Raw genomic sequence first — 26,023 nt, forward strand, 5'->3', positions numbered from 1 at the left:
CGATTGTCGAGCTTGTGTGGTCCGGCGGGAGATTCTGCGGCACGACTGGGGTCTTGCCGCAAGCCCCCCGGTGCGCTATACGTTGGAAGTGGCAGGGAGTGTCGATCTCTCTGCCTTCGTCATTTCGGTCCGCAGTGGACGGACAAACGCCGTGGGAAGCAGCGCGGTTCAGTGTGACAATCATCGAACATGTTCGTCGCGAACTTGTTCGTAACGAACATGTTCGTTACGATAAGGGCATGGCACCTGAGAAGAGCCGTCGGGAACGACCGGCCAAACCCGCGCTGACCCGTCACGGCATCGTCGCCGCGGCGGTCGGGATCCTGCGCGAGGAAGGCCTGCGGAAGGTCACGATGCGCCGCCTGGCGCAGGAACTCGACACCGGCGCGGCCTCGCTCTACGTCTACGTCCGCAACACCGCCGAGCTGCACGCGGCGATCCTGGACGAACTGCTGGGCACGATCACCCGGTCGTCGTCCGATGGCGGCTGGCGTGACCGGCTCGAACAACTGCTGACGGCCTATGCGGCGACGCTTCTCGAGTACCCCGGTCTCGCGTTGTCCGCGCTGGTGGCCCGCCCGAGCGGGAAGAACTACCTCGGTCTGGTCGAGACGATGCTGGCCCTGCTCGCCGAGGGTGACGTTCCACCCGAGCGACGCGCCTGGGGGATCGACCTCCTCCTGCAGTACGCGACGGCGACCGCGGCCGAGCACGCCGACGAGGAGTCGCCGGAGGAATGGGACGCGCTGGCCCGCGCTGTGCACGAGGCCGACGAGACGACTCACCCGCAGATCGCCGCACACGCGGCCGACCTGCTCAGCGGACAGCCCGCCCAGCGGATGTCGTGGGGCATCCGGGTGCTGATCACCGGAATCACCGGCACCGCCGTGCCGGCCGAGAGGAACCCGACATGACCACACAGCACCCCATCGCGATCATCGGTGCCGGTCTCGGTGGACTCACGCTGGCTCGCGTCCTGCACGTCAACGGCATCGAGGCGGCCGTCTTCGACCTCGACGCGTCGCCGTCCGCACGGACCCAAGGCGGCATGCTCGACATCCACGAAGAATCCGGCCAGGAGGCGCTCCGGGCCGCCGGTCTCCACGAGGAATTCCGCGCGCTGGTCCACCCCGGCGGCGAGGCCATGCGCATCCTCGATCAGCACGCGGCCGTGCACCACGAGGAGACCGACGACGGTGACGGCGGCCGTCCCGAAACAACCCGCGGCGACCTGCGCGGCCTTCTGCTCGGCTCGCTGCCCGAGGACACCGTGCGCTGGGGTGCCAAGGTCACCGGCGCACGGCCGCTCGGCGACGGCGCACACGAAGTCACCCTGGCCGACGGCACCGTGTTCACCACCGAGCTGCTGATCGGCGCCGACGGCGCGTGGTCCAAGGTCCGCCCGCTGGTCTCCGACGCCACGCCGTCCTACGAAGGTGTGTCCTTCGTGGAAGTCCACCTTCACGACGCCGATACCCGACACCCCGCGAGTTCCGCGCTCGCCGGTGGCGGGATGGTGTTCGCACTCGGTGCGGGCAAGGGCTTTCTGGGGCACAAGGACGCCACCGGCAGCCTCCACGTCTACGTCGCGCTCAGAATCGCCGAAGACTGGATCACCACGATCGACTTCGGCGACACCGCCGCCGCGAAGGCCGCGGTACTGGAGCACTTCGACGGCTGGGACGCGGGCCTCCGAGCGCTGATCACCGACGCCGATGGCGACCTGACCCCGCGGCCGATCCACGCGCTGCCGATCGGTCACCGCTGGGACCGGGTCCCCGGGGTCACCCTCCTCGGCGACGCCGCCCATCTGATGTCGCCGTTCGCGGGTGAAGGCGCCAACCTCGCGATGCTCGACGGAGCCCAGCTCGGCCTTGCCCTCGCCGCTCATCCCGGCGACACCGAAGCAGCGCTCCGCCGGTACGAGAAGGCGTTGTTCCCGCGCAGTGAAGCCTCGGCCGCCGAGTCGGCCCGAAGCCTCGATGTCTGCTTCGCCGACGACTCCCCGAAGCCTTTGCTCGATCTGTTCGCGTCGTACCGCCGGCCCTCGACGCGGTAAGCCGCCGATCAGACCGGTTCGTGCTGGGTGCGCCGGGCGTAGGCGCGGGCGGCGCGCGCCCGGTCACCGCAGCGGACCGAGCACCACTGGCGACGGCCGTTGCGCAGGAAGAACCGGCTGCACGGCGCGGATCCGCAGGCGGCGAGCCGTTCGGCGTCCGGCCCGGTCACCAGGTCGGCGGCGTTCGCCGCGAGCGCGGCCAACGCGTGTTCGACGATCTGGGTGACCGGATGCGGCGCGGTGCGGCACAGCCCCTGCACCGGATCCCAGCGCAGCAGCGCGGCGGTGGGCGCTTTGCTCAGCGCGTCGTTGACGGCGTCGAGAGCGCTCTGCGGGGCCGGCTCCGCACAGGACGTCGAGGCGAACAACACCCGTACCTGTTCACGCAACGACCGGATCTGCGCCGCGCACATCTCCCGCAACCCCGTGCCGGGCGGGGCGAACCCGTGCTCGACGAGCCAGCGCGTCGCGGCGTCCGGAGTGCCGACCAGATCGACGAACTGCCCGCCGGGCAGCGTGATCGCGGTGTTCACGAAGGCGAGCGCGAGGTATTGCTCCGCCCCCGGGGCGGGTGGCGGAACAGCGGTGTCGAGATCGGTCCCGGCGTAGTCGTCCACGTCCTCATGGTAGGCGCCGGGTTCAACCATGAGGAATTCTCACGGAAAAACTTGCTTTGTTCCGTGAGAAACCCTAGGGTCGCTCACGGAAAGAACGCTACTTATCCGTGAGGTGGAAGATGACAGTAGGCGTGACCCCGATCAGCGACCAGCTCTCGGTCCAGGTCATCGGCGGACCGACAGCCTTGATCGAGTACGGCGGCCTGCGGTTCCTGACCGACCCGACCTTCGACGAGCCCGGCTATTACCCCCGGCCCGGCGGCAGGCCCGGCCTGCGCAAGACGGCGCCGCCCTCGATCAAGGCCGCCGACCTCGGCCCCGTCGACGCGGTCCTGCTGTCTCACGACGAGCACGCCGACAACCTCGACAACTCCGGCCGGGCACTGCTGGCCGGGGTGCCGCTGACGCTCACGACGCCCAGCGGGGCAGGTCGGCTCGGTGGCACGTCGAAGGGACTCGCGCCGTGGGAGTCTGTCGAACTGACCCGCCCCGACGGGGGAGTCATGACGGTGACCGGTGCGCCCGCCCTTCACGGACCTGAAGGCGCCGAAAAGGTCACCGGAGAGGTCGTCGGGTTCGTGCTGACCGCCCAGGACCTGCCGACGGTCTACGTCAGTGGCGACAACGCCTCACTCGACGTCGTCCGGGACGTCGCCGAACGGTTCGGCCCGGTCGACGCCACCGTCCTTTTCGCCGGCGCCCCGCGCGTGAAGGACGTGTTCGACGGAGCTCCGCTCGTCCTCGACAGCGCGATGGCCGCGGAAGCGGCGAAGATCCTCGGCGCCCGCGCGGTAGTGCCCGTCCACCTCGACAGCTGGGACCACTTCTCCGAGAACCGCGACGACCTCGTGGCCGCGTTCACCGCCGCCGGCCTGGCCGACCGCCTGCGCCTCGGCTGATGTCCCGGAGTTCCTCTGGTTCGGACAGGCCGCGTGGGTGACGGGAAGGCTGGGCGACGTCGGCATCGGCGACGCCGCCCAGCTCGGGTACCCACCCACCCCCGAGGAAGTCCCGGGGTGAGTCGATGATGACACCGACCACCGACAAACCGCGGCAGTCGCCGGGATGCGGCTGATGTCGCGTCTCAGCGTGCGCATGCAACAGCCGTAGTCGGGGTTCCGGGTGGAAATCGGCGGTCTCACCCGGTCCGGCGACGAAATCGGGCGTGTTTAGGCCGTTCGGATTACCGTCGTCGCGGGGCCTTGGCGGAGCGGTTCGTCGTGGCCCGACAGGCGACGGGAGCTCGTGATGGCGCGGAAGTCGGCAGGCGGCCGGGGCGTTCCCGGGTGGGTGGAGCCGATGCTGGCCAAACCGGACGGGGGCCGGTTGCGCGAGGGTCCGGAGTGGACATATGAGTACAAGCTCGACGGCTACCGGGCGTGCATGAGCATCGCCGCCGACGGCACCACGGTGCTGACCAGCCGTAACGGGATCGACTTCACCGACGAATTCCCGGATCTCGCCGGTGTCCTGACCGAGGCGCTGGACGGTCGGAGCGCCGTGCTCGACGGTGAGATCGTCGTTTACGACGACGCCGGGCAGATCGACTTCGGATTGCTGCAGGAGCGCCGCGGCCGGTATCAGACCCATCGCAGCTCTGTTCGCCGTGATGAGCCGTTCGAGGACGTGCCGGTCCGGTTCCTGGCCTTCGACTTACTGCAGCTTGGCGGAAGGTCACTGCTGGCCGAGCCGTATGACGAGCGGCGCCGTCAGCTGACGCAGCTGCCGATGCCGGACCCGTACCGGGTGGAGGTGGTGCGCGGTTTCACCTTCACCGACCTCGCCGCCGATCGCCGCACCCCGCGGCACCTGCTCGAGCACGTGCGATCCAGCGGTCACGAGGGCTTGATAGCGAAGCTCCGCACCGCCGCCTACAGCCCAGGCCGCCGAAGTGACGCGTGGTTGAAACATCCGCTGATCCAGACGACCGAAGTGATCATCTGCGGATACCGGCCGGGACAGGGACGCCTGCACGGACGGATGGGCGGGCTCCTGCTGGGCGCCCACGACCCCGGCACCGGCGACCTGGTCTACATCGGTGACGTCGGCACCGGGTTCACCGAAGCCGAACGCGGCCGGCTGCAGACCCGGCTCGAGGCCCTGGAGCGGAAGCGGCATCCCTTCGCCGTGGCACCGCCCCGGGCCGATGTCGCCCGCGCCCACTGGGTGACGCCGGAAATGGTCGGGGAGGTGGTGTTCCGGCAGTTCACCCGCAGCGGCGGCCGGCTGCGGCATACCGCGTGGCGAGGGCTGCGCGAGGACAAGAAACCCGCCGACGTGCTCCTCCCGCACCGGCCACACCCCCATGCCGCCGAGACCACACCGCCGGAGCTCTCTCGCAGGCCCGCCGACAGCCGGGCGAAAAGCGCCGCGCCGGTCGGCGATCCGCCCTCGGCCGCGTCGCCACCGGCGGGACCGCGGATCACGGTGCAGGCCGGTGACCGGAAGCTCACCCTGTCCAATCTGGACAAGCCGCTGTATCCGGACGGGTTCACCAAGGGTGAGGTCATCAGCTACTACTCCCACATCGCGCCGGTGTTGTTGCCACATCTGGCCGGCCGTCCGGTCACGTTCATCCGGTTCCCCGACGGGGTCGGCGGTGAACAGTTCTTCGAAAAGAACGTCCCCAACGGCGCCCCGGACTGGCTGCCCACCGTCCGGATCGCACGCAGCGGCACCCGCGGCTCGACCGAGCCGATCACCTACGCGCTGCTCGACGAACTGGCCGCCCTGGTGTGGGCGGCGAACATGGCCGCCCTCGAACTCCACGTTCCGCAATGGACCATCGACCACAAGGGCGCTCGCCGCCCACCGGACCGGCTGGTGTTCGACCTCGATCCCGGGCCGGGAACCTCGATCGTGCAGTGCTGCCGCGTCGCCGAACGCCTCCACGAGGCCCTGGTCGCGGACGGGCTGACCCCGCTGGCGAAGACATCCGGCTCCAAAGGCATGCAGCTCTACTGCGCCATCACCACCGACGACCCCGCCGCACCCTCCGCCTACGCCAAAAAACTCGCCCAGCGCCTGGCGAGGGAAACCCCTGACACGGTGACCGCCGTGATGGCCAAAGCGCAGCGGACCGGCCGGGTGTTCATCGACTGGTCGCAGAACAACCCCGCCAAAACCACCATCGCCCCCTACTCGCTGCGCGGCCGCGACCACCCAACGGTGTCCACCCCCATCACCTGGAACGAAGTCCGCACCTGCCGCCGCCCAGCACAGCTGATGTTCACCGCCGACGACGTACTCCACCGCGTCGACGAACACGGCGACCTACTCGCCGACCTCGACACCACACGAACGGCTCTGCCTTGAGCGCGACGGCGGCACAGTCAACTCACCGACCAGGTGCCGTTTACGGTCGGATGTTTGAGAAATTATTTCATGGGTACACCACGCTGTTTGGGCAGTTCACATTCCGGATCGTCATTTTGTCACATGGTGTTGGGATGGATTTTTCGACGAAGCCGAATTCATGATTTTTTTCGAGCTGAAGACTGCGCGCGACGACCATGGCGGGGCAATACCCCAGGTGAAGCCTGGTTTCAAGGGTGACCGGAGCGCATCCCACGGTCTGAAATTGACCGATTGCCAATTCTTGTAACGCGCGCTCGAATTGCGATCTTGGCGCTTCTGTGCTTATTGATTGCGAGACGAGTGGATCTTCGTTTGCACTTCGGATTGGTCCACTTGGTGGTATCGAAAACGAAGCCCGGTTGACACGGTATAAGGCATCTCTTGGCGAGAATGATGCGCGGCGGGCTTTCTCAGGACGCCACAGCGGTCATTGGTACGTGCGATTTCCTCCTGTGACAGTTGAAGTGGTTCGGAAGGTCAGTTCGGTGTCTTCGTCAGTGGCAGAGTCGTGTGTTCCCGCAACCCACGGAAGGCGGTCGGCCCGTCCCATCCCGCCAGGCAGGCTGGCCGGGGTCCTCAGCTCGCTCATTCATCGGCATCACGTGCCGGGAGCCCAGCTCGCGGTGTGGCACAGCGACCAACTCTCGGTGGCCGAAGCAGGTGTGGAAGACGGTGACCGTCCGATGAGGGTGGATTCGACGGTGCCCGTCGGGTCCATCACCAAGGCTTTCACCGCGACGCTCGCGATGCTCCTGGTCGCCGACGAGGACCTCGAGCTCGACTCGCCGATCGGCGAGTTCCTCCCGGAACTGCGTGGCAGCGAGCTCGGCGGCCTGCTGACCTTGCGGCAGCTGCTCGGGCACACCAGCGGCCTGCCCTCCGACCCCGCCGAACACTGCTCCAGCCGCCGCGATCTGCTCGGCTGGCTGCGCCCGGACCTGCTGGTCTGTGCCCCCGACACCGCCTTCTCCTACTCCAGCGTCGGCTACGCGCTCGTCGGCATGCTCATCGAAGAAGCGACCGGCATGCCGTGGCAGGAGGCCCTGGAAACGATCCTGATCCGCCCGTTGGGCATGACCGCCGCCTTCATCGGCTGCGCGGGCCGGGAGCCGACCGCCAACGGACACGCCGGTCGTCCCGGAGCCCGGCCCCGGGTGGTCGAGCAGATGCTGGCCCCGGTGCTCGCTCCCGTGGGCGGTCTGGCGCTGAGCGCCCGCGAACTGATCAAGTTCGGGCAGGTTCATCTGGGCAATCCCTGTCTGCTCGACGAGGCGACCGCGCGGGAGATGTACGCCCCTGGCGACACCGAGCCCTTCGGCCTCGCCGACGGCTGGGGGCTGGGCATGGCCCGTTTCCACGGCAAGCGCACCACCTGGCTGGGTCACGACGGCACGGCGGACGGAACCTCGTGCCACCTGCGAATCGACGGTGAAGGACAGACCATCGTCGCGTTGACCACCAACGCCGTCGGAGGAGCGGCGCTGTGGTCCGCGGTGCTGCGCGAGCTGCGCGCGCTCGGTCTCGACATCCCGGACTACCGGGCGCGCGGTGAGCGTGCCCGGCGGGTCACCGTGCCGGACGAGAGCCGCGGCGGCTACCGCAACGGAGAGCTGGAGTACGTCGTGGAGACCGACACCGAGGGCGTCGTATGCCTCACGGTGGACGGTGAGGTCCACCGTGACCTGGCCCTTTACGACTGCGGGACGATGTCGGTCCCGGACCCCGCCACCGGACTGCGGGCCGACTGCGGCCGCATCGTCCGCGATCCCCGCACCGGACGCGTCACCGCCTTGCAGGTCGGTGGCCGTCTCGCCGAGCGGGTGAGTCGCTGAAGGCGGTCACACCGCCCTACGGCCCCGAGAGGCCTGTCTACATCCCCTTGTCTTCGTCCACCCGTCTCTCTTGAGGCGGTCCTCGACGCGCGCTCGGAAGGTTCGACGTTTCATGACATCCCAGGACATCGCCAGAGCCCACCACGCCGAGCCGGCCACGGAAGCCGGCGCGAGCCTCCCCGGCCTGTTCGCGCGTCAAGTGGCGCGTACGCCGGACGCGATCGCCGTGACGGGGGAGTTCGCGCCGTTGACCTATCGGGAACTCGACGAGCGGGCCAACCGGCTCGCGCACCGGCTGGTGCGGCTCGGCGTCCGCGCCGAACACCCGGTCGCCGTGAGCCTGACGCGGTCGGCCGAGTTCGTCGTGGCCGAAGTCGCGATCGTCAAGGCAGGCGGTGTCTACGTTCCGCTCGACGCGCGGGCGCCCGAAGCGCGGTTGAACCAGGTGCTCGCCGAAGTGGGGGCTTCGGTCGTGCTCACCGACCGGGAGCAGCCGTTTCCCGGCGTCCACGCGCAGCGGCTCGACGACCCCACGTTGGAACACGAACTCTCGGATTCACCCGGCACAGTGGTGGATCCGGACCAACTCGCGTACGTGATGTACACCTCCGGCTCGACCGGCGTGCCGAAGGGCGTCGCCGTGACGCACCGGGACGTCGCGGCGCTCGCGGCCGACCGCCGGTTCGGCGACGCGCACGAGCGGATCCTGCTGCACTCGCCGCCGGCCTTCGACGCGTCGACCTACGAGCTGTGGGTGCCGCTGCTGAGCGGCGGCACCGTCGTCGTCGCGCCGCCGGGTGACCTCGGGGTAGAAGTGTTGCGCCGGATGGTGTCCGGTCACGGGGTGACGGCGTTGTGGCTGACCGCCGGGCTGTTCCGGGTGGTGGCGCAGGAGGCGCCGGACTGCTTCCGCGGTGCGCGGGAGGTCTGGACCGGCGGGGAGGCGGTCCCGGCCGGCCCGGTCCGCCGCGTTCTCGAACACTGCCCCGGCCTCGTCGTGGTCGATGGGTACGGGCCCACGGAAACGACGACTTTCGCCACCTCCCACCGGTTGCCGTCACGCGATTCGGTGCCGGAACGCCTGCCCATCGGCACCCCACTCGACGGGATGCGGGCCTACGTGCTGGACGCCGGGTTGAACCCGGTGCCCGACGGCGTGGCGGGGGAGCTGCACCTCGCCGGGACGGGGCTGGCACGCGGCTACCAGGCACGCCCGGGGCTGACCGCCGAGAAGTTCGTCGCCGACCCGCTGGGCCCGGACGGCGACCGCATGTACCGCACCGGTGACCTCGTGCGCCGGAACGACCGCGGCGAGCTGGAATTCCTCGGCCGCGCCGACGAGCAGGTCAAGATCCGCGGCTTCCGCATCGAACTCGGGGAGATCGAAGACGTGCTGTGCCGGCACGACGACGTCAGTGCGGCCGTGGTCGTGGCCAGGGAAGACCGGCCGGGCGCGAAACGGCTCGTCGCGTACCTCGTCACCCGCGGTGAGAGCGGGCGAGAACCGGAGGGCCTGCGCGGGCTGCTCACCGAGACGCTGCCGGATTACATGATCCCCTCGGCGTTCGTCGTACTGGACCGCCTGGAGCTGAACGCCAACGGCAAGGTCGACCGGCGTGCCTTGCCCGCGCCCCCGGCGGAAACGGCGGAGTACGTCGAGCCTCGGACCGCCGCCGAACGGCGGGTCGCCGCGATCTGGGCAGACGTGCTGGGCGGCGGCCCGGTGGGCGCCACCGACGACTTCTTCGCCCGTGGCGGTGACTCGATCCTCGTCGTGCAGGTACTTTCCCGGCTGCGCACGGAGTTCGGGACGGAGCTGACGGCGAAGGCGCTGTTCGACGCCCCTACCGTCGAACGGTTCGCCCGGCTGCTGCCGGAGACTCCGGACCTCGCCATAGCGGAGCCGATCCCGGTCGCTCCCCACGATCGTCCGGTACCGATTTCCCCGGCACAGCAACGACTGTGGTTCCTCGACGAGCTTTCCGGAAACGCCGCGACCGAGAACAACACCGGCGTCGGGCTGCGACTTTCGGGTCCGCTGGACGTCGACGCCTTCACCAGCGCGCTCGACCTGCTCTGCGCACGCCACGACTCCCTGCGCACCACCTTCGACGTGGTGGACGACGAGGGTGCCCAGCGGATCGCCGAGTCCGCCGTCATCCCGCTCCGCGTTCGCCGACTGTCCGATGAGGACGATCTGGACGGCGAACTGACCACGGAACTGTCGCGGCCCTTCGACCTCCGGAACGGTCCGCTGACCCGGGCCACCCTGTTCGAACTGAGCGACCGGGACCACCTGCTGGTGCTCTGCCAGCACCACATCGTCACCGACGGCGCGTCCATCGGCATCCTCACCGAGGAACTGATGGACCTCTACGCCGGGAAGACACTGCCGGAACTCGCGGTGCGCTACGCCGACTTCGCCGCCTGGCAGCGTTCCCGCCTGACCGGCCCGGTGCTGCGGCCGCACCTGGCGTACTGGCGGCAACAGCTGGACGGCCTCGAACCGCTCGCCCTGCCGACCGACCGGCCCCGCGCCGCCCAGCGGTCCACCGAGGGCGCGGTCCACCGGCGGCCGCTGCCCGCGGAACTGGTCGACCGGCTCACCGAACTGGGCCACCGGCACGGCGCGACGCTGTTCATGACGCTGACCGCCGCCGTGCAGATCCTGCTGGCCCGCCACAGCGGACAGCAGGATGTCGCGGTCGGCACGGCCGTCTCCGGCCGGGACCGCGCCGAACTGGAGAAGCTGACCGGGTTCTTCGTCAACACCCTGGTGCTGCGCTCGCGGGTGGACGACGACCGGCCGTTCGCCGGATTCCTCGACGAATTCCGGGAAACCGTGCTGTCCGCGTTCGCGCACGCCGACGCGCCGTTCGACCGGGTCGTCGACGCGGTGCGACCCGAACGTGATCCCTCCCGGACGCCACTCGTGCAGGCCGTCATCGTCCTGCAGAGCCCCCTCGTGCGGCCGCGCGACGTGGCCGGGCTGACGGTCACCGAGCACGACCTGCCCCGGCCGTCCGCCCGCTTCGACCTCGTGATCGAGTTCTGGCCGCGCAACGGCATGTTCGAGCTCGCGATCGAATACAGCACCGGTCTGTTCGACGCCGTCACCGTCGAACGGCTGGCCGCCCGGCTGGAGACCCTGCTGACCGGAATCGCCGCCGATCCCGCCCGGCCGCTCGGTGACCTGCCGCTGGTGACGGAGGCCGACCGGCGTTTCCTGCTTCCCGGTGGCACCGCCGCGACCGCCGTGGACACCGTCCCCGCGGCCTTCGACGAGCAGGCGGTCCGGACGCCCGACGCCCCCGCGGTGACCTGCGAGGGCACCACGCTCACCTACCGCGAACTGCGGGAGCGCGCCGATCGGCTCGCCCGTCACCTGAGCGAACTGGGCGTGCGGGCGGAAGACCGCGTCGGAATCCTGATGGACCGCTCGGCCGACCTCGTCGTCGCCGTCCTCGCCGTGCTCAAGGCAGGCGCCGCGTACCTGCCGCTCGACCTGCGCGCGCCCGCCACGCGGATGCGGCTGATCCTCGACGGCTCGGCGTTGCTGCTGACCGACTCCGCTTGGGCGGACGTCGCCGCGGACGTGCATCCGCGGCCGCTTCGGGTGGTCGTCCCGGCGGAGCCCGGTGACCGTCCGGGCGGCGATCTGGAGCCCGAGAACCTGGCGTATGTCGAGTACACCTCGGGTTCCACCGGCGTGCCGAAGGGCGTCGCGGTGCGTCACGCGGACGTCGTCGCGCTCGCGCGGGACAGCCGGTTCGGCGGCGGCGCGCACGAGCGGGTGCTGCTGCACTCGCCGCTGGCGTTCGACGCGTCGACCTACGAGCTGTGGGTCCCGCTGCTCAACGGGGGAGAGGTCGTCGTCGCCCCGCCGGGAGACCTCGACGTCGACCGGCTGCGGCAGCTGATCACCCGGCACGGCGTGACCGCGCTGTGGCTCACCGCGGGTCTCTTCCGGCTTGTCGCCCAAGAGGAACCCGATTGCTTCACCGGTGTCCGCGAGGTCTGGACCGGCGGCGACGTGGTCCCGGCGGAGACGGTCCGCCGGGTGCTCGCCTGCTGTCCCGGGCTGGCCGTGATCGACGGCTACGGGCCCACCGAGACGACCACGTTCGCGTCCGCCTTCCGCATGACGGCACCGGAGTCCGTGCCGGATGTCGTGCCGATCGGCACCCCGCTCGACGGGATGCGGGCCTTCGTGCTCGACGCCCGGCTACGGCTGGTGCCGCGCGGAGTAGTCGGCGAACTGTACCTCGCCGGGCCTGGTCTGGCCCGCGGTTACGCCGACCGTGCCGGGGCCACCGCCGAACGCTTCCTCGCGAATCCCTTCGGCGAGCCGGGGAGCCGGTGCTACCGCACGGGTGACCTGGTGCGCTGGCGTTCCGACGACACGCTGGAGTTCGTCGGCCGTGCCGACGACCAGGTCAAGATCCGGGGTTTCCGGGTGGAGCCGGCCGAGATCGAGGCCGTGCTCACCGAACGAACGGACGTCGCGCAGGCGGTGGTGCTCGCGCGGACGGACGCCGGGCGCAAGCGGCTCGTGGCCTACGTCGTCCCGATACCGGGCACGGCACCGGACGCGACGGCGGTACGCGGCTCGCTGGCAGCAGTGCTGCCGGACTACCTGGTGCCGTCCGCGATCGTGCTGCTCGACGCCTTTCCCTTGAGCCCCAACGGAAAACTCGACCGACGCGCCCTGCCCGAACCGGCCCTCGACTCGCCGTCGACCCGCCGCACGGCACCACGGACGGAACCCGAACGCGTGCTGGCCCGCATCTGGGCCGAGGTGCTCGGACTCGGCGAGGTCGGTATCGAGGACAACTTCTTCGACCTGGGTGGTGACTCGATCCTCAGCATCCAGGTCGGCGCCCGCGCACGCCGGGCCGGGCTCGCGCTGAGCACCAGCGACCTCTTCCGGCACCAGACCGTCGCCGCGCTGGCGGCCACGGCCACCGAGACGAGCGGAACGGCCGCGCGGGGCCCGGCGTCCGGTGAGGCGCCGTTGACACCGATCCAGGAGTGGTTCTTCGCCACCCAGACCCAGCGGCCCGAGCGATTCGACCAGTCGCTGTCGATGCAACTCGCCGCCGATGTCGACGAAGCCGCGCTGCGCACGGCGCTGTCGGCACTGGTCGAGCAGCACGACGCGCTGCGGATGCGGTTCGAGCGCGTGAACGGGCGATGGCGCCAGGTGAATCCGCCGCCCGGACCGGTGGACGTACTGAACGGACCGTCCGAAGTGGACCTGGAGCGCGGGCCGCTGCTGCGGGCATGGATGTCCGAAGAGGACGGTCGCAAAACGCTTCGGCTGGCCGCCCACCACCTTGTCGTCGACGGGGTGTCCTGGCGGGTGCTGCTGGAGGACCTGGACCTGGCCTACCGCCAGACGGTCCGGAAAGAGGTCGTCGACCTCGGACCGAGGTCGACGTCGTTCCTCGAGTGGGCCCGCCGCCTGGCCGACCGGGCCGATGCGGGCGGGTTTGCCGGAGAGTCGGCCTACTGGCAGGACTTCGACGGCGGCACGTCGGTGCCGGTGGACGGCACGGGACCGAACAGCGCCGGTGCCATCCGGTCGGTGACCGTGCGGCTGACCGAAACCGAGACGACCGCGCTGACGCGTGACGTGCCCGCCGTGTACCGCACCCGGATCAACGACGTGCTGCTCACCGCCCTCGGCCGGGTCCTGCGCGACTGGACCGGTCACGACCGCGTCGTGGTGGACCTCGAAGGCCACGGTCGCGAGGACCTGTTCGAGGACGTAGACCTGTCACGGACGGTGGGGTGGTTCACCAGCCTGTTCCCGGTGGCGCTGGACGCCGGTGGCGACTGGGGCGGGGCGCTCAAAACGGTCAAGGAGCGGCTGCGGGCGGTACCGAGCCGAGGCATCGGCTACGGCGCCCTGCGCTACCTCGCCGGGACGGCGCCGGAGATCGACCCGGCGGTCAGTTTCAACTACCTCGGCCGGTTCGACCCACCGGTGGCCGAAGGCGGCCTGTTCGCCGCGCCGGGTCGCGAACTGACCCTGGACGTCGCGCCGGAGGAGATCCGGCCGCATCTGCTCGACGTCGTCGGGCGCATCGACGGCGACGCCCTGGAATTCGAGTGGTTCTTCGCCGATGGCGTCCATGAACAGTCCACAGTGGATGGCCTGGCGACCGCGCTGCTCGACGCGTTGCGGGAGATCATCCGGCACTGCGCCGAACCGGGCGCGGGCGGCCGCACGCCGTCCGACTTCCCGCTGGCCGCGCTGGACCAGCGGCAGGTGGACGCGCTGGTGGGCGATGGCCGCGTGGTCGAGGACCTCTACCCGCTGACCCCGATGCAGGCCGGAATGGTCTTCCACGCACTGGCGCCGGGCGGCACGCGGGTCTACTTCGAACAGCTGACCTTCGTACTGGACGACGTCGCCGACCCGCGGCTGCTCGGTGCGGCCTGGCAGCGGGTGGTGGACCGGACGCCGGTACTGCGCAGCCGGGTCGTCTGGGAGAACGTGCCTGCCCCGCTACAGCTGGTCGAACGCGACGTCACCCTGCCGGTCACCCACCTCGACTGGACCACTCTGTCCACTGTAGAGCGTGGGGAGGCGCTGCGGCGGTTGCTGGAGGCCGACGCCGAGGAAGGGCTCGACCTGGCACGGGCGCCACTGACCCGGCTCGTCGTCGTCAGGCTGCCCGGTGACGCCGTGCGGGTGGTGTGGACGTTCCATCACGTGCTGCTCGACGGCTGGAGCGTCTTCCAGGTGCTGTCCGACGTCATCGCGCTGACGCGGGGCGATCCCGGGTCCGTCCCCGAGCGGCGGCCGTTCCGCGACTACCTCGCCTGGCTGGCCCGCCAGGACGACCGGGCCGCCGAGGAACACTGGCGTACCGAACTCGCCGGCCTGTCCGCGGCGACGCCGTTGCCGTACGACCGGGCGCCCGCTCGCGGGCACACGACCAGGTCCGCCGACCGGGTGACCGCCGAGCTGGACGAAGCCGCGTCCGACAGGCTGTACGCGTTCGCGAAGCGTCATCGGCTGACGGTGAACGCGGTCGTCCAAGGCGCGTGGGCGATGCTGCTGTCGAGGTACAGCGGTGAGCAGGACGTCTGTTTCGGTGCGACCGTCTCCGGCAGGCCACCCGAGCTGCCCGGGGTGGACGACATCACCGGCATCTTCATCAACACCCTGCCGGTGCGGATGCGCGTGGACGGCGGTTCCGGGCTGGTCGACTGGGTGCGGGAGGCACAGGCCCGGCAGGCCTCTTCACGCCGGTTCGGGCATCTCGCGCTCACCCGGCTGCAGGGCTGGAGCGGTGTCCCGGCGGGGACGAACCTGTTCGACAGCATCGTGGTGTTCGAGAACTACCCGATCGACGAACTCGCCGACGGACCGCGGGTACGGGAACTGGAAGCGGCGGAGCGAACCAACTACCCGCTCAGCGTCATCGTGTACCCGGGACGCCGTCTTTCGCTGGTGCTCGGCTATGACCCGGCCCTGTTCGACGCCGCGACGGCCGAACGGCTCGCCGCCCATCTGGGTGTGCTGCTGCGGGGCATGGCGGACGTAGGAGTCTCGGCGATCACGATGCTGACCGAAGCCGAGGAAAACCGCGTCGTCCGCGAGTGGAACGCCACCGACACCGCGGTACCGGATGACGCGCTGACGTCGTTGTTTGAGGCACAGGCCCGCCGCACGCCCTCGGCCGTCGCGGTGGTCACCGGCACCGAATCCCTGACCTACGCCGAACTCGACGCACGCGCGAACCGGCTGGCTCACCTGCTGCTGCGGCACGGCGTCCGTGCCGAGGACCGGGTCGCGGTGCTGATGGACCGTTCGGCCGACCTGGTCGTGGCGGAGCTGGCGATCACCAAGGCGGGCGGCGCTTACCTGCCCTTGGACCTGCGGGCTCCGGCGGACCGGTTGCGCCTGCTGGTGGCCGAAGCCGGAGCGGGGATCGTCGTCACCGACACGGCACGGCGGTCCCAGGCGGAGGAGGTCCATCCTGGACAGCTGCTGACGGTCGACGACGCAGCGGGCGAACCGGCGACGGCACCGGGTGTCCCGGCCGATCGCGACCAGCTCGCCTACGTCATCTACACCTCGGGCTCGACCGGCTCGCCCAAGGGTGTGGCCGCACGGCAGCGGGACGTCGTGGCGCTGGCCTGGGACCGGCGGTTCCGGACCGGGGCACACGAGCGGGTGCTGCTGCATTCACCGCATTCGTTCGACGCCGCCACCTACGAGATGTGGGTGCCGCTGCTCAACGGCGGCTGTGTGGTCGTCGCGCCGCCACGGGAACTGGACGTCGCGACGCTTCGCCGGGTGATCGCCGAGCACGGGGTCACCGGGGCGTTCCTGACGACGGGGTTGTTCCGGCTGGTGTCGCAAGAGGATCCACGATGCTTCGCGGGAATGCGGGAGGTGTGGACCGGCGGGGACGCCGTTCCGGCCACCGCACTGCGCCGCGTGCTGGAAGCCTGTCCGGGCACGGTGGTCGCCGACGTCTACGGCCCGACCGAGACGACCACCTTCGCGACCGTCCGGCTGATGCCGTCGGTGGACGAGGTGCCGGACGTCGTGCCGATCGGCGGGCCCTTGGACAACACGCGGACCTACGTCCTCGACGCCGGACTGTCCGTCGTGCCGCCGGGGGTCCCCGGTGAGCTGCACATCGCCGGTGAGGGCGTGGCCCGCGGTTACCTGGCCAACCCCGGGCTCACCGCGGACCGGTTCGTCGCCGACCCCTTCCGGGCCGGCGAACGCATGTACCGCACCGGTGACATCGTGCGGTGGACACCGGAAGGGCAGCTGGAGTTCGTCGGCCGCGTCGACGAACAGGTCAAGGTCCGCGGCTTCCGGATCGAACTGGGGGAGATCGAGGCGGCGCTGGGTGCGCATCCCGGACTGGCGCAGGCCGCGGTGCTCGCGCGGGAGGACAACGGCGTCAAACGGCTGGTGGCCTACGTCGTCGGGCAGAGCGGCGTGCCGGATTCCGCCGAACTGCGGGAGTTCCTCGGCCGCACCCTGCCGGACTACATGATCCCGGCGGTGTTCGTCCCGCTGGAGGCACTTCCGGTGAACGTCAACGGGAAACTGGACCGGCGGGCCCTGCCGGTCCCGGACTTCGACGGCCGGCGCGCCACCGCTCACGTGGCGCCGCGGCCGGGCCCGGAGACCGTGCTCGCGGACATCTGGGCCGAGGTGCTCGGGGTGAGGCGCGTCGGGGCCGAAGACGACTTCTTCGCTCTCGGCGGGGATTCGATCCTCAGCATCCAGGTGGTCTCCCGCGCCCGGCAGGCCGGACTCGACCTGCTGCCCGGCGACCTGTTCACCCATCGCACCATCGCCGAACTGGCCGCTTCGGCAGGCGACGTCCATGAAACCGTCGACCGGGGTCCGGTCAGCGGCGACGTCGTGCTCACCCCGATCCAGCGGTGGTTCTTCGCCACGCAGACCGAGGATCCCGGGCACTTCGATCAGCGCGTGGAAATCGAGCTGCCGGCTCCGGCCGATCCCGGGGCGGTGCGCACCGCGCTGGCCGCGCTGGTCGAGCAGCACGACGCGCTGCGCATGCGGTTCGAGCGGACCGACCACGGCTGGCGGCAGGTGAACGCCCCGGTCGAGCCCGCGACCGGCCTCCTGGACACGCCGGTGGATCGGGATCTGGCCACCCGGCCGATGCTGCGCGCCACGCTGCCCGCCCCCGGCAGGCTCATCCTGTCCGCGCACCACCTCGTGGTCGACGGCGTGTCGTGGCGGGTACTGCTGGAGGACTTCGACAAGGCCTACCGGCAGGCAGTACGCGGGGAAGTCGTCGACCTCGGCCCGCGCGGCACCTCCTTTCAGGAGTGGGCGGAACGGCTGGCGGAGCACACCGCCGCGGGCGGGTTCGACGATGAACTCGGCCATTGGCGCGCGACGGCCGCGGAGCCTGCCGTGCCGGTGGACGGCGACGGCCCGAACACCGTCGCGACGATGCGCGAGGTCACCAAGCGGCTCGGCGTCGAGGAGACCGCGGCATTGCTGCGCGCGGTGCCCGACGTGTACCGGACTCAGGTCAACGACGTGCTGCTCACCGCGCTGGGCCGGGTGCTGGCCGACTGGACCGGCGGCCGTGACCGGGTGCTGGTGGATCTGGAGGGACACGGCCGGGAGGAGCTGTTCGACGGCGTGGATCTGTCGCGGACCGTCGGCTGGTTCACCACGCTGTTCCCGGTCGCGCTCGACGTCCCGCACGAGTGGGGCACGGCGCTGAAGTCGGTCAAGGAGCAGCTGCGGGCAGTGCCCCGGCGTGGCATCGGCTACGGCGCTCTGCGGTACCTCGGCGGGACGGCGCCGGAGATCACGCCCCAGGTGAGCTTCAACTACCTCGGCCGGTTCGACGCGGATTCGGGACGGCTGGAGTCGGACGACAGCCCGCGCTCGGTCCGGGCGCATCTCCTGGACGTCGTCGGCCGCGTCGTGGGCGACACGCTGGAATTCTCCTGGTACTACGCGGAGGGCGTGCACCAGGAGGAGACGGTCACCCGGTTGGCCGGGTCGCTGGTCACCGCGTTGCGCTCGATCATCGCGCACTGCGCCGAGCCGGGTGCCTGGGGCCGCACGCCATCGGACTTCCCGCTCGCCCGGCTCGACCAGGCGACGGTGGACCGGCTCGCCGCCCCCACGGTCGAGGACATCCACCCACTGACGCCGATGCAGTCCGGCATGGTGTTCCACTCCCTGTCACAGGACGAGGAGCGGGTCTACTTCCAGCAAGTGGCGTTCGTCCTCGATGGTGTCACCGATCCGGAGGTCCTCGCGAGAGCTTGGCAGCGCGTGGTCGACCGGACGCCGGTGCTGCGCACGCGCATCGTCTGGGAGGGTGTCGACGAGCCCGTGCAGGTGGTCGACCGCGAGGTCGCCGTGCCGATCACCCACCTCGACTGGCGCGCACTGTCCGAAGTGGAGCGTGAGACCGCCTGGAGTGACGTCCTCGACCGCGACCGGGCCGAGGGGATGGACCTGACGGCCGTGCCGCTGCTGCGGCTCACGCTGGCGCGGTTGTCCGGCACCGAGGTCCGTGTGCTGTGGACCTTCCACCACGTGCTGCTCGACGGGTGGAGCGTGTTCGGGATCCTGTCCGACGTCTTCGCCTGCCACGGCGCGTTCACCCGCGGGGAAGCCGAGGAACTGCCCCGCCGACGTCCGTTCCGCGACTACGTCGAATGGCTCGCGAACCAGGACGACCAGCTCGCCGAAACGCATTGGCGGACGGTGCTCGGCGACCTCACCGCACCCGCTCGGCTGCCGTTCGACCGGCCGCCCGCCCAGGCGCACACCAGCCGCTCATCGGACTGGCTGACCGTCGCACTCGGCGCGGACGAGACCACGAGGTTGCGGGAGACCGCGCAGGCTGCCGGGCTCACCCTGAACACGCTGCTGCAAGGTGCGTGGGCGCTGCTGCTGGCGCGGTACACCGGCGACTACGATATCTGCTTCGGCACCACGGTTTCCGGGCGGCCGGTGGACCTGCCGGGAGCGGACGACATCGCCGGGATCTTCATCAACACCCTGCCGGTCCGGGTGACCGTGGCGGGCGGCGTCAGCGCGGCCTCGTGGCTGCGGGACCTGCAGGCGGGCCAGGTCGAATCCCGCCGGTACGGGCATCTGCCGCTGACCCGCCTGCAAGGCTGGAGCGGGGTACCCGCCGGGGCGAACCTGTTCGAAAGCCTGGTGGTGTTCGAGAACTACCCGATCAACGAGGCGGCGGCCACCGAGCACGGCCTGCGGCTGCGGGCGCTCGACGCGGTCGAGACGACCAGCTATCCACTCAGCGTGGTCGCCTCACCGGGTGACCGGTTGGCCATCGACCTCGGTTACGACCCGGATCTGTTCGAGGCGGCTTCGGCCCGGCGGATCGCTGGGCAGCTGGCCGGCGTCCTGCGAAGTTTCGGCGAGGACCTTGGCCGGCCGCTGGATGAGATCGACCTGCTCACCGACGCCGAACGGCGGCAGGTGCTCATCGAGTGGAACGACACGGCGAACCCGATACCCGAACGCTCGCTGGGGGAACTGTTCGCCGAGCAGGTGCGGCGGACGCCGGACGCGCCGGCGCTGACCGCCGAAGGTGTCGAGCTGAGTTATGCCGAGCTGGACGCTCGCGCGGACCGGTTGGCACAACGGCTGGACATCGGGGTCGAGGAGCTGGTCGGCGTGCTCATGGAACGCGCGCCCGAGCTGGTGATCGCCGAACTGGCCATCGTGAAGGCGGGTGGGGCGTACCTGCCGCTGGACACCCGCGCGCCCGAAGCGCGGCTGAAAAGCCTGCTGTCCGGGGTTTCCGCGCTGGTCACCGACCGGGAGTGGGAGCCGGTGGCCCGGTCCCTCCACCCCGGCCATGTCCTGATCGCCGAAGACGCCGAGCCGTCCACCCCGCGCCGTCTTCCCACACCTAACCGGGACAATCTGGCGTACGTCATCTACACCTCGGGTTCCACAGGCACGCCCAAGGGTGTCTCGGCGCGCCATCGCGACGTCGTGGCGCTGGCCTGGGACCGGCGGTTCCGGACCGGAGCGCACGAGCGGGTGCTGCTGCATTCACCGCATTCGTTCGACGCCGCCACCTACGAGATGTGGGTGCCGCTGCTCAACGGCGGCTGTGTCGTGGTGGCGCCGCCCGGTGACCTCGACGTCGACACGCTCGCCCGCGTCATCGCCGACCATCGGGTCACCGGGGCGTTCCTGACGACGGGGCTGTTCCGGCTGATGTCCCAGGAGGCACCGGGCGGATTCGCCGGGATGCGGGAAGTGTGGACCGGCGGCGACGCCGTACCCGCCACCGCGTTGCGCCGGGTGCTGGAAGCCTGCCCCGGCACGGTGGTCGCCGACGTCTACGGCCCCACCGAGACCACGACCTTCGCGACCGTCCGGCTGATGCCGTCGGTCGGCGAGGTGCCCGATGTGGTGCCGATCGGCGGGCCCATGGACAACACACGGGCCTACGTCCTCGACAGCGCGCTTCGACCGGTGCCGCCGGGAGTTCCCGGCGAGCTGCATCTGGCGGGGGAGGGCCTGGCCCGCGGCTATCTTGGTAGTGCGGGGTTGACCGCGGACCGGTTCGTCGCCGACCCCTTCCGGGCCGGCGAACGCATGTACCGCACCGGGGACGTCGTGCGGTGGACGGCGGAAGGGCAGCTGGAGTTCACCGGTCGGGTCGACGAGCAGGTCAAGATCCGCGGGTTCCGCGTCGAACCGAGTGAGATCGAAGCGGCGCTCGCGGCCCATCCCGGCCTGGTCCAGGCCGCTGTGCTCGCCCGTGAAGACCAGGGCGTCAAGCGGCTGGTGGCCTACGTCGTCGCGAGGACGGACTTGCCGGACACGGCCGAGCTGAAGGAGTTCCTGGCGCGTGACCTGCCGGACTACCTGATCCCGGCCGCGTTCGTCCCGCTTGCGGAGCTTCCGTTGAACGTCAACGGGAAACTCGACCGGGCGGCCTTGCCGGCGCCGGACTTCAGCCGGACGGTGACGGCGTGGACGGCCCCCGGCACGGACGCCGAACGTGCGCTCGCCGACATCTGGGCCGAGGTACTCGGGGTCGAGGAAGTGGGCGCGGAAGCCGACTTCTTCGAACTCGGCGGCGATTCGATCCTCAGCATCCAGGTGGTGTCGCGCGCCCGGCGGGCGGGCCTGCGGTTGCTGCCGAAGGACCTGTTCCGGTATCCGACGATCCGGGCGCTCGCCGCGAGCGCGCAAGGCCCGGCGCCCACCCTCGCCGAACAGGGCCCGGTCACCGGCGACGTCCCGCTCACCCCGATTCAGCACTGGTTCTTCGCGACGCAGCCTGAGCAGTTCGACCAGTCCGTGCTGGTCGAACTCGCCGAGGACGTCGACGAGGCCACGCTGCGTGCCGCCCTGATCACCGTCCTGGACCACCACGACGCCTTGCGGATGCGGTTCGTGCGCACCGAGGACGGCTGGCATCAGCACAACGCGCCCCCGGAGCCGGTGGACGTGCTGCATATCGGCGAAGTGTCCACAAAGGACTTCGACCTGCGGAACGGCCCGCTCTTCTCGGCCGTCCTGTCAGGCTCGCTGTTGTCCCTCACCGCGCACCACCTGGTGGTCGACGGCGTGTCCTGGCGGATCCTGCTGGAGGATCTCGAAACCGCGTACCGCGGCGACGCCCTCGGTCCGAAGACGACGTCGTTCCGTTCGTGGGCGCACCGGCTCGCCGAGCACACCGCGGCAGGCGGCTTCGACGACGAACTGGCGTACTGGAGGGCCGTCCCTCGGCCTGCCGCGCTCCCCGCCGACCACGACGGCGAGAACACGATCGGTTCGGCCCGCTCGGTCACCGTCCGGCTCGATCCGGACGAGACCAGGGCGTTACTGCGGGACGTGCCCGAGGTCTACCGCACCCAGGTCAACGACGTACTGCTCACCGCCCTCGGCCGGGTACTGGCCGACTGGACCGGGCAGCGGGAAGTCGTGGTCGACCTGGAAGGGCACGGACGCGAGGACCTGTTCGACGACGTCGACCTCTCGCGCACGACGGGCTGGTTCACGAGCATGTTCCCGGTCGCGCTCGACGTCCAGGACGACTGGGGCGCGGCGCTCAAGGCGGTCAAGGAACGTCTGCGGGCGGTACCCCGGCGCGGGATCGGCTACGGCACCTTGCGATATCTCGCCGGGACCGCACCGGAGCTCGAGGCACCGGTCAGCTTCAACTATCTCGGCCGGTTCGACTGGGACCTCGGCGGCCTTTACCGCGCCATGCGCGGGGGACTGGACGCCGATCTGGACGCGGCGGCGACGCGGACGCACGCGTTCGACGTGGTGGCCAGGGTGGAGCAGGACGCGCTCGAAGTGTCCTGGTCGTATTCGGCGAACCTGCACGACAAGTCCACTGTGGACGCGCTGGCGGCCGGTCTGCTCGCCGCGCTGCGGGGCATCATCGCGCACTGCGCCGAACCCGGCGCCGGCGGCCGGACGCCGTCGGACTTCCCGCTTACCACCCTCGGCCAGTCCCAAGTGGACCGGCTGGTGGGCGACGGCCGGGCCGTCGAGGACGTCTACCCGCTGACCCCCATGCAAGGCGGGATGGTCTTCCACGGGCTGTCGCAGAGCGAGCAGGGCCTGTACTTCGAGCAGGCGACGTTCGTCCTCGACGGCGTCACCGACCTCGACGTGCTCGCCCGGGCGTGGCAGGAGGTGCTCGACCGCACCCCCGTGCTGCGGACCGCCTTCGTCTGGGACGGCCTGACGGAACCGGTCCAGGTCGTGCACCGTGACGTCACGCTGCCGATCCGGCGGCTCGACTGGACGGACCTGTCCGAAGCCGAACGCGCGAACCGGCTGCGGCGTCTGCTGGACGAGGACCGCGAGGAAGGCCTCGACCTCGCCCGCGCCCCGCTCATGCGCGTGGCGCTCGCCCGGCTCTCGGACACCGAAGCACAGGTGCTGTGGACCTTCCACCACGTCCTGCTGGACGGCTGGAGCGTGTTCGGCGTGCTCGCCGACCTGTGCGCGGCCCACGCCGGAGGCCCGCTGCCGTCCCGGCGACCCTTCCGCGACTACCTGGAATGGCTGGGCGACCGCGACGAGGAGGAGGCCGAACGGTTCTGGCGGCGCACCCTGGACGGCGTGGCGGAGCCGACACCACTGCCCTGTGACCGGGCGACGGCGGAGACCCACACGACGTGTTCGGCGACCTGGTTGCCGTATTCGCTGGACGAAGCGGACACCGCCCGGCTCGACGGGTTCGTCAAGCGGCACGGGCTCACGCTCAACGTCATGGTCCAGGGCGCCTGGGCGCTGCTGCTGTCGGTCTACAGCGGACGCCAGGACGTCGTGTTCGGTGCCACCGTGTCCGGCAGGCCCGCCGAACTGTCCGAAGTGGACGGGATACTGGGCATCTTCATCAACACCCTGCCGGTGCGCGCCGACGTCGACCGTTCGGCCGGGGTGGCCCGATGGCTGAAGGACTTGCAGAACGCCCAGGCGGAGGCGCGTGGATTCGACTTCGTGCCGCTGAGCAGGCTGCAAACCTGGACCGGGTTGCCCGGTGGCGTGAACCTGTTCGACAGCCTCGTGGTGTTCGAGAACTATCCGATCACCGACGACGCGGCCGCCGAGCACGGCTTGCGCGTCCGTGACCTGGCGGCCTTGGAGACGACGAACTTCCCGATCACCGTGGTTTCGTCGCCGGGACCGCGGCTGGCGGTGGAACTCGGCTACGACCCCGAACTGTTCGACCGGTCGACCATCGAAGCCATCGCCGGGCGCCTGCTCCTGCTGCTGCGCGAACTCGCCACCGACGGCGACCGCCCGCTGGGCCGGGTGCCGGTGCTCGACGCGGGCGAGGAACGGCTCGTGCTGCGTGACTGGAACGCCACCGGCGACGAGCCGGCGGCCCGCTCGCTGCCGGAGGTGTTCGCCGAACAGGTCCGCGACCGTCCGGACGCGCCCGCGGTCGTGTCCGGCGGCCAGATCATCGGCTACGCGGAGCTGGACCGGCGCGCGAATCGGCTGGCGCACCGGCTGCTCGCGCTCGGCCTCCGGCCGGAGGACCGGGTCGGCCTCGCGGCCGAGCGGACGAGCGCGTTCGTGGTCGCGGAACTCGCCATCGCCAAGGCGGGTGGCGTCTACGTGCCCCTGGACACCCGTGCCCCGGACGAACGCCTGCGGCTGCTCTTGACCGGCGTCGAGTACGCCGTCACCGACGACACCTGGCTGAACACTCTTTCGCGCGTGCACAAGGGACACGTCGTGGTCGAGCCGGAGACAGGTCCGGACCACGACCCGGGTGTGGTGGTCGATCCCGAGCAGGCGGCGTACCTGATGTACACCTCGGGCTCCACCGGGACGCCGAAGGGGGTCGCCGTCCGGCACCGCGACGTCGCCGCACTGACGGCGGACAGCCGGTTCGCGGGCGGCGCGCACGAGCGGGTGCTCCTGCACTCGCCGCCCGCCTTCGACGCCACCACCTACGAACTGTGGGTGCCGCTGCTCACCGGCGGCACGGTCGTCGTGGCACCGCCCGCCGACCTCGACGCCCACGCCGTGCGGCGCGCGATCGCCGAGGACGGCGTGACCGGTCTCTGGCTCACCGCGGGCCTGTTCCGGGTGCTCGCCCAGGAGGCGCCGGACTGTTTCACCGGCCTGCGTGAGGTCTGGACCGGTGGCGACGTCGTCCCGGCCGCCGCCGTCCGGCAGGTGCTGGGCGCCTGCCCTGGCCTGCGGGTGGTGGACGGCTACGGTCCGACCGAGACGACCACCTTCGCCACGTCGTTCCCGATGTCCACCGTGGACGAAGTGCCGGACGTGGTGCCGATCGGCCGTCCGCTGGACGGGATGCGCGTCCAGGTGCTCGGTCCCGATCTGACGCCGGTTCCACCAGGGGTGCCGGGCGAGCTGTGCGTCAGCGGCGCCGGGCTCGCCCGCGGCTACTTCGCCCGTCCCGGCCTGACGGCGGATCGCTTCACCGCGGATCCGTACGGGCCGCCGGGTACGCGGATGTACCGCACCGGGGATCTCGCCGCCTGGACCGCCGACGGACGGGTCCGGTTCCTGGGCAGGCTCGACGAGCAGGTCAAGCTCCGCGGTTTCCGGATCGAACCGGGCGAGGTCGAAGCGGCGCTGGCCGCCAACCCCGCGATCAGGCAGGCAGCCGTGATCGTCCGTGAGGACCGGCCGGGTGCCAAACTGCTCGTCGCCTACCTGGTGGGTGACGGCCCGCCCCCGGACGAGCTGAAGGCCTTTCTCGGCCGCACGCTGCCGGACTACCTGATCCCGTCGGCGTTCGTCCAGCTCGACGCGCTTCCCTTGAGCCGTAACGGAAAGCTTGACCGGCGTGCGTTACCCGCTCCGGATCCGGCCGAGACGCGACCGGCGTACGCCGCCCCGGAGACCGACACCGAACGGGTCGTGGCTGGGATCTGGGCCGAGGTGCTCGGGCTGGACCGGGTCGGGGTGGGGGACAACTTCTTCGACCTCGGCGGGGATTCGATCCGGTGCCTGCACATCGCCTCCCGGGCGAGCGCGGTGTTCGACATCCGGCTCACCCCGCGTGACGTACTGACCGCCCGCACCGTGGCCGTACTGGCCGAGACGGTCGAGGAGAAGATCCTGCGGGATCTCGAGCTCCTCGCCTCCGGTGACACCACCACCGAACTGTGAGGACACG

Annotated in this window: 7 protein-coding genes; 6 read left to right on the top strand and 1 reads right to left on the bottom strand. The window is 70.5% G+C overall.

Annotated elements, in window-relative coordinates; genetic code table 11:
- Positions 1-239 precede the first annotated feature (239 nt).
- Together AVL48_RS09055 and AVL48_RS09060 are read left to right on the top strand one after the other, a co-directional pair.
- Positions 240-914 (top strand): TetR/AcrR family transcriptional regulator, encoded by a 675-nt coding sequence (locus AVL48_RS09055; RefSeq protein ID WP_061988104.1) that lies wholly within the window; start codon positions 240-242, stop codon positions 912-914.
- A complete protein-coding gene (locus AVL48_RS09060; RefSeq protein ID WP_061988102.1) occupies positions 911-2,059 on the top strand; it encodes an FAD-dependent oxidoreductase in 1,149 nt (382 codons plus the stop codon). Before AVL48_RS09055 ends, AVL48_RS09060 begins: the two co-directional genes overlap by 4 nt.
- 8 nt (positions 2,060-2,067) lie before the next feature.
- Here AVL48_RS09060 and AVL48_RS09065 read toward each other — a convergent pair whose 3' ends face one another.
- Positions 2,068-2,706 (bottom strand): CGNR zinc finger domain-containing protein, encoded by a 639-nt coding sequence (locus AVL48_RS09065; RefSeq protein WP_061988100.1) that lies wholly within the window; start codon positions 2,704-2,706, stop codon positions 2,068-2,070.
- Positions 2,707-2,795: 89 nt separating this feature from the next.
- Here AVL48_RS09065 and AVL48_RS09070 point away from each other — a divergent pair, with 89 nt between their 5' ends.
- The 4 genes from AVL48_RS09070 (at position 2,796) to AVL48_RS09085 (ending at position 26,016) form a co-directional block, all read left to right on the top strand.
- Positions 2,796-3,575, top strand: coding sequence for an MBL fold metallo-hydrolase (locus tag AVL48_RS09070; RefSeq protein ID WP_061988098.1), 780 nt, complete (start codon positions 2,796-2,798; stop codon positions 3,573-3,575).
- A 349-nt stretch (positions 3,576-3,924) separates the two neighbouring features.
- Positions 3,925-5,991, top strand: coding sequence for a DNA ligase D (ligD, locus tag AVL48_RS38145; protein WP_082857589.1), 2,067 nt, complete (start codon positions 3,925-3,927; stop codon positions 5,989-5,991).
- Positions 5,992-6,530: 539 nt separating this feature from the next.
- Positions 6,531-7,865, top strand: a complete 1,335-nt coding sequence (locus AVL48_RS09080) for a serine hydrolase domain-containing protein (protein ID WP_082857590.1) — start codon at positions 6,531-6,533, stop codon at positions 7,863-7,865.
- Positions 7,866-7,977: 112 nt separating this feature from the next.
- Entirely contained in the window at positions 7,978-26,016 is an 18,039-nt protein-coding gene (locus AVL48_RS09085; protein ID WP_061988096.1) for a non-ribosomal peptide synthetase, read from the top strand.
- Positions 26,017-26,023: the final 7 nt, after the last annotated feature.

The organism is Amycolatopsis regifaucium, from assembly GCF_001613935.1.
In the GTDB taxonomy this organism is placed as follows: Bacteria; Actinomycetota; Actinomycetes; order Mycobacteriales; family Pseudonocardiaceae; genus Amycolatopsis; species Amycolatopsis regifaucium.